Raw genomic sequence first — 12,236 nt, forward strand, 5'->3', positions numbered from 1 at the left:
CGATGACCACGACCGCAGCCGAGGAGACCGTGATGCCATCTACCGAGACACCGGCCGACCGGGCCGCCCATCCGCTGGGCACGGCGGTGGTCGGATGCTGTACGTCCGCCGCCGACCTGGTGGCCCGGCTCGGTGACCCGCAGGAGCAGGCGGCGGTGCCGCTGCTGCGCGCGGAGTGCGACCGGATCCACGGTGGTGCCGCGACCCTGGTGGTCGTCGGTGAGAAGAAGCGCGGCAAGAGTTCGCTGATCAATGCGCTGATCGGCCACGACGGCCTGCTGCCGGTCGACTTCGACGTCGCCACCGGGGTCCATTTGACCGTCGCCGACGCCGCGCGACTGACCGCGACCGCGTACCTCGACTCGGTGCCGACCGGGACGCCGATCGAGGTCGGGCAGGTCCACGAGTACGCCGCCGTCGATCCGCAGACCCAGCAGCCGTACCGCGACGACGTGCAGCGGGTGGAGCTGGGGGTGCCGTCCGACCTGCTCGCCCGGGGGCTCGTGCTGATCGACACACCGGGGGTCGGTGGCCTGGTGGCCGGGCACACCGAGATCACCATGGCGACGTTGAGTCGGGCGGACGCGCTCGTCCTCGTGGTCGACGGTTCGAGCGAGCTGACCCGCTCCGAGCTGCATTTCCTGGAGCGGGCCAGCAGCCGGGTCGACACGGTCCTGTTCGTGCTGACGAAGATCGACATGTACGACGCCTGGCCGCAGATCCTGCAGCGCAACCAGGAGCTGCTCCGCCAGCACGCGCCCCGCTACGGGTCGGCACCGTGGTTCGCGGTCAGCAGCCGAGCCAAGCTGGATGCGGACGCCGCCGGCCGCGACGGCGACGACGACACCGCGGCCGCGCGACTCGCGGAGAGCAACTTCACCCCGCTGGTCGACGCCCTCGTCGACGAGGTCGCGCAGCAGGCCGAGGCGATCCGGCTGCGCAACGCCCTGTACGTGGCAGCGACGGTGGTGGAGCCGGTGCGGGCCCGTCACCACCGTACGGTGCGTTCCCTGGCGCAGGATCCGACGCTGTCGGCCGAGGTCACTGCCCGGGAGGCGGCGCTGGACCGGCTCCGCCGCCAGGACGCCCACTGGCGCAAACTGCTCAGTGGTCGGATGAAGGAGCTGGAAGGCGTCCTGCGACTGGGATTCCAGCGGCACGTGAACGATCTGCGGGCGCTCGCCGAGGAGAAGATCAACACTTCGAAGTCTGACGGGTTGACCGAGGTGCCGGACGATCTCGAGGCGGGCATCCGGGGCATCTGGATGCAGCTGGAGAACGCCGCGCAGGACGGCCTGACCCGGATCACCACGGAGTTGGCGCAGGAGTTCGGCGAGGCCGGGATCGCGGAGTTGGCGGCGGAGCTGGAGCTGCCGGAGCGGATTCAGCGGCTTCCCGGCCTGGTCGAGCAGGCACACGACAGCCGGGGACTGTTCGCCGGACTGGAGCGGCTCTTCCCGGCCGCCAGCGCCGGCACGTTGGTGTTCACCGTCCTGTCCGTGCTGACCGGGGGATTGCTCATCCCGGCCGTCGCCGGTATCGGTCTCATCGCCGGCCTGATGGGGCGGCGCAAGCGCCGGGAGGAGCTCGCGCGCCGCCGGGGCGACGCCAACCGGTACCTGAACCGGGTGATCAGCGAGCTGCACACCGAAGTGCCGCCCAAGATCCATGAGAGCCTGGTCGCCGCCGGGCGGGCCCTGGCCGAGTCGCTGTCCGGGTGGCTCACCAACGAACAGGAGAAGGTTCGCGCCGAGCTGGCCGAGCATCAGCAGGATCTGGCCGCCGCCGCCGCGGACCTCGCGGCGCGACGTGCACAGGCCACCGCCGACCTCGCCGAACTGACTGAGGTTTCCCGACGGATCACCGAGCTGCGCGGCTATCTCGGGGCCACCGGATGACCGCACCGGGTACGGGCGGGGCCGGGCTGGCCGACCGGGTCGCCGCAGCGGCCCGGTCGGCCCGGCCCGGCGTGCCCGCCGGCCCGGTCGCCGACGCCGTGGACGCCGTCGTCGACCGGCTGGCCGACCGGCGGCTGCGGATCGCGGTGGGTGGACGGATGAACGCCGGCAAGTCGACGCTGATCAACGCGCTGGTCGGCCAGCGGGTAGCGGCCACGGCGGCGACCGAGTGCACCAGGCTCGTCGCCTGGTTCCGGGGGTCGCACCAGAACCGGATCGAGGTACGGCGGACCGATGGCACCAGCTACCACGTACCAGGGCGACCCGGCGGTGGCGTACCCGATGACCTGACCCTGCTGGGCGCCGACCGCGCGTCGGTCCGCGAGCTCGTGGTGGAGGTGGTCAACGACCGGCTCGACCAGCGTTACACCATCGTCGACACGCCGGGCATGGATTCCCTCAGCGGCCTCGACGAGATCGCGATGGCGGCGTTGGCGCGCGCCGACGCGCTGCTCTACGTGATGCCGCACCCCGGTGCGGGTGACACGGCCGCCATCGAGGCGTTGCGCCGACAGGCCGGGGAGCGGCTGACCGCCGCCAACGTCCTCGGCGTGTTGAGCCGGGTCGACGAGTTGGGCGACGGCGTCGGTGATCCCTGGCCCCGCGCCCGCCGCCTCACCTCGACGTACGGGGCCCGCCTGCGCGGAGTCGTCGGCGACGTCGTACCGGTCGTCGGGCTGCTGGCGGCGACGGCGGCGGGCGACACCTTCACGGAGGACGACGCCGCGCTGGTCCGGCGACTCGCGGTAGCCGACGCCGAGGCGCTGGGCCGCGCCCTCTACTCAGGAAGGACTTTCCGCGCCTGGTCCACCGGTCCGCTGTCGTCCGACGAACGCGATCTGCTCGCGGCCCGGCTCGGCCGCTACGGCATCACGGTCGCGACCGACGCGTGCCGGAAGGGGATCTCCGGTGCCGCCCCGCTGCTCGCCGAACTCCGCCGCCACAGCGGCATCGACGCGCTCGAGTCGGCCATCACCGACCGGTTCGTCGCGGTCGCGGACCGGCTGCGGGCCGGTTTCGCGATCAGTACGCTCGAACGTGTCGTCCGAGCGGCGCCACCCGGGCCGCCGGCCCTGGTCACACTGGCGACGACGCTGGCGACCCTGCGCCGGGATCCCCGGCTGCGCCAGGCGGACCTGGGAACGGCGCTGGTCGACCTCGGTGCCGGTCGGCTGCGGCTGACGGACGAGGATGCCGCCGCTCTCGTCACCCTGGCGACTGCCGCCGACCCGGCGGGATGTGTCGGCCTCGACGCCGACGCAAGTGCCGAGCAGCTGCGGCAGGCCGCCGATCGGGAGATCCTGCGCTGGCGTCGACGTGAGGACGATCCGTCGCGGCTGGTCCAGCGGCACGCCCGGACCGCCCGCGAGGTCTGTGAGGCGATCTTCTTCAGCGTCACCTCGTAGCCGGCACCCGGCAACAACCTCAAGTTCGCCAATGAAACGTTTTCATCGCACTTCATCGATGTTTCTCTGTCCAGGACGGATCAGGTCCCGGAGAGGAGCAGATCGATGGTGTCAACACGTTCCAGGGTGCTGGTGGTGGCGGCGGCGCTGCTGGCCCTGGCACCGGCCGTACCGGCGGTCGCCGCCGTACCCGAAGCGACGGTCCACGCGGTCGGCGGCCCGACCGCCGTCACCAACTCCTACATCGTCGTCCTCACCGACACCGCAACCACGGTCGCCACAGTGGACCGTACGGCGCACGCGGTGGCCGACCGACACGGCGGCACCGTCGCCCGCACCTGGCGCCACGCCCTGCACGGCTTCGAAGCCCACCTGACGCCGCGCCAGGCCCGCCGGCTCGCCGCCGACCCCCGCGTCGACTCGGTCACCCAGAACCACACCGTGACCGCCGCCGACATCCAGTCCCCCGCGCCGTCCTGGGGACTGGACCGGATCGACCAACGCAGCCAGCCACTCGACGGCACCTTCAGCTACCCCCCGGTCGCGCCGATCGTCCGGGTGTACGTCATCGACAGCGGGATCCGGATGTCGCACACCGAGTTCACCGGCCGGGTCCGGGCCGGCCGCGACACGATCGACAACGACGACGACCCGACCGACTGTCGTGGACACGGCACGCACGTCGCCGGTACGGTCGGCGGCACCACGTACGGTGTGGCCAAGAACGTGGAGCTGGTCGCGGTACGGGTGCTCGACTGCAACGGCAACGGCAACGTCGCCACCGTGATCACCGGCATCGACTGGGTGACCGCCGATCATGATCCGGGTGAGCCGGCGGTGGCGAACATGAGCCTCGGCGGGCCCGCCTACGATCCGATGGACGAGGCGATCGCCCGCTCCACCGCCGACGGCGTCACCTACGTCGTCTCCGCCGGGAACGACAGCGGCGCCGACGCATGCGCCTACTCCCCTGCCCGGGCCCCGCAGGCGATCACCGTCGCCGCCACCGGCCCGGACGACACCCGCGCGGCGTTCTCCAACATCGGCGGCTGCGTCGACGTCTTCGCCCCCGGTGTCGACATCGTCTCCGCCGGCATCACCGACGACACCGCAGCCCGTCCGGCCAGCGGCACCTCGATGGCCGCCCCGCACGTCGCCGGCGCGGCCGCGCTGATCCTCGCCGAACACCCCGACCACACCCCCGCCCAGGTCACCGCCGCACTCCTCGGCAACGCCACCCCCGGGGTGGTCGGCAACCCCGGCGCCGGCACGACCGACCGGCTCCTCTACGTCGACGACACCATCCCCGGTCACGACTTCACCCTCGCCGCCGGCCCGGCCCACACCACGGTCACCGCCGGCGGCACCGCCACCACCACCATCACCGCGACCGTCACCGCCGGCACGGTGCAGACCGTCTCCCTGAGCGCCGCCGGCTTGCCTCGCGGTGCCACCGCCACCTTCACCCCACCCACCATCGACTCGACCGGCACCACCACGCTGACCGTCTCCACGACAGCGACCACCGCCGCCGGCACGTACCCGATCGTGGTCTTCGGCACCGGCACCACCGCCACCCGGATGGCCAGGTTCACCCTCACCGTCGAGGCGCTCCCGGGCTGCGTCGGGGCGAACGACACCGACATGCCGCTGCCGTTGTTCGGCGGAACCGTCGACGTTCCGATCACCATCGCCGGCTGCGCCGGCAACGCCGCCCACAACAGCACCGTCGCGGTCCGCATCGTGCACAGCGGAATCCATGATCTGAAGGTGGACCTGTACGCCCCGGACGGCACCCGGCACTTCCTGCTGTCCCGCACCGGATTGTGGGCAGGCCCGGACGTGGACCACACGTTCACCTACGATCTGTCCGGCGCGGTGGCCAACGGGACCTGGATCCTGCGGGTCAGCGACGAGGGTCCGGTGGGCACCGGGTTCTTCGACTCCTGGACGCTGAACCTCGCCGGCACCGACCTGCCCGTCCCGGTCTGCGGCGGGCTGGCCACCGCCGACGTGCCGATCGGGGACGTCAGCACCGTCGAGAGCCCGATCACGGTGACCGGGTGTTCCCGGGCCGCGAGCCGCAGCGGCTACGTCGACGTCCGCGTGGTGCACCCGTGGTCGCGGCATCTCAGTTTCGACCTCGTCGCCCCGGACGGTCAGGTGTTCGAACTGCAGGGTGTCAACGGCATGGGAATACCGAACATGATCCGGACCTTCGTCGTCGACCTGTCTGGGTACGCCACCGCCAACGGCACCTGGAAGCTGCGGGTCGCCGACCACTACTGGGGCGGGTCGGGCCCGGCGTACATCGACAGTTGGCGGCTCACTCTCTGACCCGATGCCGTTGACACTCATCGATCTATTTCGTTAGCGTTAACAACGACGGACTTCATTGGGGAATGAGGGATCGGCCGGCCCGGTCTCCGCCGTACGGCCTCGGGCAGGGGTCGGTCGGTGAGAGCGCACACACGGGCTGTCCGGCCGGTGTCGTCGCGGACCCGCCTCATCGCGCGGGTCCGCGACGGCCCGTCGGTCCGCCGCAGCGCCCCCGCACCCTTGGAGACCACGATGTCTGACATCACCCGACGGAGACTCCTCACCGCTGGCGCGGCCGGCGCGGGGGCCATGCTGCTGCCGACGGGGTGGACGGCCCTCGCCCGCGCCGATCCGGCGACGCCGGCGCAGGTGCTCGCCGCCGGTGACCTGGCACTCTGGTACGACGAGCCCGCCGGCACCGACTGGCTGCGCGCGTTGCCCGTCGGCAACGGCAGACTCGGCGCGATGGTCTTCGGCAACGTCGACACCGACCGGCTCCAGCTCAACGAGGACACCATCTGGGCCGGCGGCCCCTACGACTCCGCCAACCCGCGCGGCGCGGGCGCGCTGGCCGAGATCCGCCGGCTGGTCTTCGCCGACCAGTGGAGTCAGGCACAGAACCTGATCAACCAGACGATGATGGGCACCCCCGGCGGACAACTGGCCTACCAGCCGGTCGGCAACCTACGGCTGGCCTTCGGAAACGCCAGCGGTGTGTCGCAGTACCACCGCACCCTCGATCTCACCACGGCGGTCGTCACCACCAGCTACGTACAGAACGGTGTGCGGTACCAACGGGACGTGTTCGCCAGCGCCCCGGACCAGGTGATCGTCACCCGGCTCACCGCCGACCGGGCCAACGCGATCACCTTCACCGCCACCTTCGACAGCCCACAGCGGACCACCGTATCCAGCCCGGACTCCACCACGATCGCCCTCGACGGCATCTGCGGCACCATGGAGGGCGTCACCGGCAGGGTACGGTTCCTCGCTCTGGCGAACGTCGTCGCCACCGGCGGTACGGTCAGCAGCTCCGGCGGCACGCTGCGGGTGTCCGGTGCCACCAGCGTCACGGTGCTGGTGTCGATCGGCTCCAGCTACGTCAACTTCCGCACCGTCGACGGCGACTACCAGGGCAGCGCCCGCAACCGGCTGGCCGCCGCCCGTACCGTCGGGCACGACCAGCTGCGCAGCCGGCACCTCGCCGACTACCAGGCACTGTTCAACCGGGTGTCGATCGACCTGGGCCGTACGGCGGCGGCCGACCAGCCCACCGACGTCCGGATCGCCCAGCACGCGAGCGTCGACGACCCGCAGTTCTCCGCGTTGCTGTTCCAGTACGGCCGCTACCTGCTGATCTCCTCGTCGCGGCCCGGTACCCAGCCGGCCAACCTGCAGGGCATCTGGAACGACTCGATGACCCCGCCGTGGGATTCGAAGTACACGATCAACGCGAACCTGCCGATGAACTACTGGCCCGCCGACACGACGAACCTCTCCGAATGCTTCCTGCCGGTCTTCGACCTGGTCCGGGACCTGGCAGTGAGCGGTGCCCGCACCGCGCAGGCACAGTACGGCGCGGGTGGCTGGGTGACCCACCACAACACCGACGGGTGGCGGGGCTCCTCGGTCGTCGACGGCGCGTTCTGGGGCATGTGGCCCACCGGTGGCGCGTGGCTGGCCAGCCTCGTCTGGGAGCACTACCAGTTCACCGGTGACGTCACGTTCCTGCAGACCAACTACCCGGCGATGAAGGGCGCGGCCCAGTTCTTCCTCGACACCCTGGTCACCCATCCGACCCTGGGATATCTGGTCACCAACCCGTCGAACTCCCCCGAGATCGCCCACCACGGCGACGCCAGCGTCTGCGCCGGACCCACGATGGACAACCAGATCCTGCGGGACCTGTTCGAGGGCGTCGCCCGGGCCAGCGAGGTCCTCGGCGTGGACCCGACGTTGCGGACCCAGGTACGGGCGGCCCGGGACCGGCTGGCGCCGATGCGGATCGGCTCCCGGGGCAACATCCAGGAGTGGCTGTCCGACTGGGTCGAGCCGGAACGCAACCACCGGCACGTCTCCCACCTCTACGGACTGCACCCCAGCAACCAGATCACCCGACGGATCACGCCGACGCTGTTCGAGGCCGCCCGCCGGACCCTGGAGATCCGGGGCGACGACGGCACCGGCTGGTCACTGGCCTGGAAAATCAACTTCTGGGCCCGGCTGGAGGACGCCGCCCGCGCCCACAAGCTGCTCCGCGATCTGGTCCGCACCGACCGGCTGGCGCCGAACATGTTCGACCTGCACCCGCCGTTCCAGATCGACGGGAACTTCGGCGCGACCTCCGGCGTCGCCGAGATGCTGCTGCAGAGCCACAACGGCGAACTGCACCTGCTGCCGGCGCTGCCGAGCGCCTGGCCGACCGGGCAGGTGGCCGGGCTGCGCGGCCGGGGCGGCTACACGGTCGCGATGCGGTGGCGCGACGGCCAGGCCGACGAGTTCCACGTCCGCGCCGACCGCGACGGCACCGTACGGCTGCGGGCCCGGCTGTTCACCGGCGGCTTCACCCTCACCGACGTCGACGACGGCAGCACGCCGGTCAGCACCCGGCCCGAGGGCGACGTGGTCGCGTTCGCCGTCCGCGCCGGACGCACCTACCGGCTCGCCCGCCCCGGTGCGTCACCGTCACCGACGCCGACCCTGTCACCGAGCCCGACCGTGAGCCCGTCGCCGTCGGTGTCGCCGACGTTCTCACCCACCCCTGGCCCGACCAGTCCGCCGCCGACCACCGGGGCGCGGGCGACGTACGCGGTCACCGGCTCGTGGCCCGGTGGCTTCCAGGGCGAGGTCACGGTCACCGCCGGGGCCGCACCGATCCAGGGCTGGGCCGTCACCTGGACCTTCACCAACGGGCAGGTCATCAACCAGCTCTGGAGCGGCACCCACACCCAGAACGGCGCGAACGTGCGGGTCACCAACGCCGCCTACAACGGGTCGCTGCCGGCCGGCGGCTCCACCACGTTCGGCTTCATCGCCAGCGTCAGCGGGACGAACGACCCGCCGACCAACATCACCGCTACGGCGACCTGACCCGCCTCCCGGGGCGGGCCGGCCCCGGCGGTCAGCGGCGGTAGATCGTGATCGAGTGACCGACCTGGTCGATCGGCTCACTGCTGTCGATCAGCTCGCGCAGCTCACCGCCGGTGGTCGCCACCCAACTGTTCGACACCACCAGCAGGCCGCGTACCTCCTCGGACGGCACCTCACGCGGGTCGCCGGCGGTGATGCCGTAGTACTCCGGCACGCCGGCACCCTTGTAGGCCAGCCACACCCGCTCGTCCGGGTAGCGCTGCCGCAGCCGGTCGGCCAGCCGCGCCAGGTCCTGCCCCCAGTCCACGTTCGAGTCGTGCAGATGCTGGTAGGTGCGGGCCGGTCCACCGAACGCCTCGTTGGCGTACGGCAGGTAGAACGGGAACGCGCGGACCGAGCTGATCGCGACCAGCGCGACCAGCACGGCCGCCGCCGGGCGGGCGAACCGGGCGGCGACGGCCGGCGACCGTACGGCGGTCACGGCCGCCGCCGCCACGGCCAGGAACACCGGGACGAAGATCGCGTACCGCACGCCGAGGTCACGGTCGCTGGTCATCGCGGCGGCCAGCAGGACCGCCGCCGGTGCCAGCAGGTACGCGGCGGCCGTACGCAGCCGGGGCAGCGCCACCATCGCCGCCGCACCGACCAGCCACAGCACCAACGCCCCGAGTGGCGTCTTCACCAGCAGCGCCGCCGGCAGGTAGTACCAGAGCGAACCGGAGTACGTCTCACCGAACAGGTAGCCGCCCCACACCCAGTCCTCGAAGCCGAACTGGATCAGCATGCCGTCGCGGAACGAACCGGGAAACGGCAGCCAGTCGACCACCGTCGCGCGCAGCCCGTCGACCGTCGGCACCGCGTCCGGTGCCGGCCGCCGCAGGCGCGGGTCGACGACCAGGTAGCTGACCCAGACCGTGGCCACCGCGAGCAGCCCGGTCGCGGTCGCCGCCGCGCCAGCGACGGCGAGCCGCCGGGCCCGCGACGATCCCGCCCGTACGTGCCACACCGACCAGGCGGCCAACGCCAGCAGCACCGGCACCGCCGCCAACGCGCTCATCTTGGTGGCCAGCGCCGCGCCGAGCGCCAGGCCGGCGGCCGGCAGGTAGAACCAGGGCCGCCGGCGGGCCCGCCACAGCAGCCAGGCCGAGGTCAGCAGGAAACCAGCGGTCGGTACGTCGAGGGTCGCCAGCGAGCCGTGCGCGATCACGTCGGGGGTGAACGCGTACACCGCCAGGGCCACCAGGGCGCCGGCCCGGCCGGTCAGGTCCCGGGCGAACGCGAGGACCACCAGGCCGAAGGCAAGGGTCAGCCCGATCATCGGCAGCCGGGCCAGCAACAGCAGCTGGTCGGCGTCGTTGCCCGCCTCGTACAGCACGTGCCGGCCGAGGTCGGACTGGTTGCCCCGGAAGGTGGGGTCGATGTGGGGGTCGGCGAACACCAGACCGGCACCGATGATCAGCTTGCCCAGCGGCGGATGTTCCGGGTTGACCTGCAGGCCGCCGCCCTGCTGGTACAGCGCGGCCGCTCCCACGTACACCGGCTCGTCGATGGTCGGTGCCTGCGCCAGCGCGGTGGTGACCATCGCGAACGCCATCTGGCCCAGCAGCACGACCACGACCAGCGGATACCACCAGCGCCGGTGACGCCGCAGCCAACCGGGCCGGTCCGAGTCCTGCTCCGCCGGGGCCGGGCGGCCGTCCGGGACGAGGGGTACATCCCGGTCGAGGACTCCCGGCTTGCGCAAATGACTCACGGGCAGTCAGCCTACCGCGCGGCGGTGCCGGGTCTGCCTTGTCCACGTTGCGGCGGTATCCCGTAGATTCCACCGTCGACGGCGTCATCGATCGTGCGCGGATCGACACTCCAGCGCCCGGCTATCGCCAGCACCGTCCACTCCGACGGACCGGCGTCGACCCAGGCGTCCCACTCCTCCTCCGACCAGTGCTGGCTCTCCGGCCCCGGTTCGCCGACGCTCACCCCCAGCTCGATCTCGTCGACGGACGGTTCGCCGACGCACAGCGCCGCCTCCTGCCGGCTGTAGTCGAAGCAGTACGCGCGCAGGATCACGCCGGCAACGGCGCGGGCCCACACGTGGTATTCGGAAACCCGTTCGGTGGCGAAGAACTGCACCTCGCCAAGCCGCTGGCTGAGCCCGCTCAGCCACTGCGGAAAGGCCCGATCGGTGGCGTCGAACCCGGGCGGAAGCTGCGTCCGACCGTGCGCGAGGGTCCAGCCCGGCACCGGTGCGGTCACGTACACACCCCGGCGGTACGCCAGGTCGGTGCCGGCGGCCCAGTCGGCGCTCGCCCTCTCCCGCAGGTCGAGCGCGTCGGCCACCTCGTCCGGGGTCCGGTCCCGGACCGCCAACCACGAGGTCTTGTAACTGAACCCGGCCATACCGCTGATGATCGCACCACCGTCCGGCCGGCCACGGACGGCAAGATGCGGCCCGGTGACCGCTCGCGCGGTCACCGGGCCTGCCGGGATCATCGGGGCCGTCGGTTCAGGCGCAGACCGCCTGGATCGCCAGCCCGTCGGTGGGCACACCGGTCAGCGACAGTCGGACCGAGGTGAGACCGGCGTCCGGGTAGAGCGAGCTCAGGAAGGTCTGCCCGGCGGCGCCCGGTCCGGTCGCCCCGCCGACCGAGTGCACCTGCTCGGTGCTGGACGCGCAGGAGTAGCTGGCCGAGGCGACCCCGGTCCGCACCGTTCCTTCGGCCTGCGCACCCACCGGGTCAGCGCAGATGGCGTACGCGGTGACCTGCCAGTTGCCGGAGTAGGCGCCGGCCTCGGCGGCGGCGGCCCGGGCGATGTCGAGTGGGCCGGAGGCCCGGGACATCTGCAGGCCGACGTTGCCGAACCCGCCACCGGCGATGCTGGCCCCGCTGCCGATCACCCGCTGGCTGCCGGAGCAGCCCGCCGCGGTGCTGCGGGTCGCGGCCGACGAGTAGCCGGAGCCCTGCGCGACGATGGTGTAGCCGGGCACCGAGGCCGCCGGCGCGCAGATGGCGTACCCCTCCAGCGCCCAGTTGCCGCTGATGCCGCCCGGCGGCTCGTCGGCCCAGACCTCGTACCGGTCGGTCTGACCGGGACCGCTGACCGGCTGCAACGCGCTCAGCCGGATCGAGTTGGCGGCCGGGCCGCTGACCCGGGCGCCGCCGCCGATCACCCGCATCCCGTTCGGGCATTCGGCCGCCCGGAACTTCGGTGACTGCGAGTCGGTGGCGGTGGCGACGTGAGTGGTGCGGATCAGGCCGCTGACCGCCGCGGCCGGGCCGGCCACGGCGAGCTGGCCGGCCGCACCGACGGTCAGGGTGGCGAGCACTGCCGCCAGCCGCAGACCGGTACGTCGGTGGTTCGTGTTCATCGCTCCTCATTTCGATTGATCGAGGTGACTGGCGGATGCCGTCGAACCAGACAGTGGCCGGTGGACCTTCGGAAAAGTTTCGGCAGTCGTTAAATA

Annotated in this window: 7 protein-coding genes; 4 read left to right on the forward strand and 3 right to left on the reverse strand. The window is 71.9% G+C overall.

The window, feature by feature from the left end:
* Positions 1-2 precede the first annotated feature (2 nt).
* The 4 genes from O7623_RS08920 to O7623_RS08935 all read left to right on the forward strand — a co-directional run bounded on the left by O7623_RS08920 (position 3) and on the right by O7623_RS08935 (position 8,773).
* Complete coding sequence (locus tag O7623_RS08920; RefSeq protein WP_282228136.1) at positions 3-1,898, forward strand: dynamin family protein; 1,896 nt, start codon at positions 3-5, stop codon at positions 1,896-1,898.
* On the forward strand, positions 1,895-3,364 hold the full coding sequence (locus O7623_RS08925; protein ID WP_282228137.1) for a GTPase domain-containing protein: 1,470 nt from the start codon (positions 1,895-1,897) through the stop codon (positions 3,362-3,364). The genes O7623_RS08920 and O7623_RS08925 overlap by 4 nt, the downstream gene beginning before the upstream one ends.
* Positions 3,365-3,469: 105 nt before the next feature.
* A complete protein-coding gene (locus tag O7623_RS08930; RefSeq protein ID WP_282228138.1) occupies positions 3,470-5,701 on the forward strand; it encodes a S8 family peptidase in 2,232 nt (743 codons plus the stop codon).
* Positions 5,702-5,935: 234 nt separating this feature from the next.
* Positions 5,936-8,773 (forward strand): glycoside hydrolase N-terminal domain-containing protein, encoded by a 2,838-nt coding sequence (locus tag O7623_RS08935; protein WP_282228139.1) that lies wholly within the window; start codon positions 5,936-5,938, stop codon positions 8,771-8,773.
* Positions 8,774-8,804: 31 nt separating this feature from the next.
* On the opposite strand, the gene O7623_RS08940 is transcribed toward O7623_RS08935, so the two are convergent.
* Genes O7623_RS08940 through O7623_RS08950 form a run of 3 tightly spaced genes read right to left on the reverse strand, consistent with a single transcriptional unit; the run spans position 8,805 to position 12,140 of the window.
* The gene (locus O7623_RS08940) at positions 8,805-10,526 is read right to left on the reverse strand and encodes a phospholipid carrier-dependent glycosyltransferase (protein WP_282228140.1); all 1,722 of its coding nucleotides are present in this window, start codon (positions 10,524-10,526) and stop codon (positions 8,805-8,807) included.
* An 11-nt stretch (positions 10,527-10,537) separates the two neighbouring features.
* Entirely contained in the window at positions 10,538-11,245 is a 708-nt protein-coding gene (locus tag O7623_RS08945) for a hypothetical protein (protein WP_282228141.1), read from the reverse strand.
* A 31-nt stretch (positions 11,246-11,276) separates the two neighbouring features.
* On the reverse strand, positions 11,277-12,140 hold the full coding sequence (locus tag O7623_RS08950; protein ID WP_282228142.1) for a hypothetical protein: 864 nt from the start codon (positions 12,138-12,140) through the stop codon (positions 11,277-11,279).
* Positions 12,141-12,236: the final 96 nt, after the last annotated feature.

Source organism: Solwaraspora sp. WMMD791, assembly GCF_029581195.1.
GTDB lineage: Bacteria > Actinomycetota > Actinomycetes > Mycobacteriales > Micromonosporaceae > Micromonospora_E.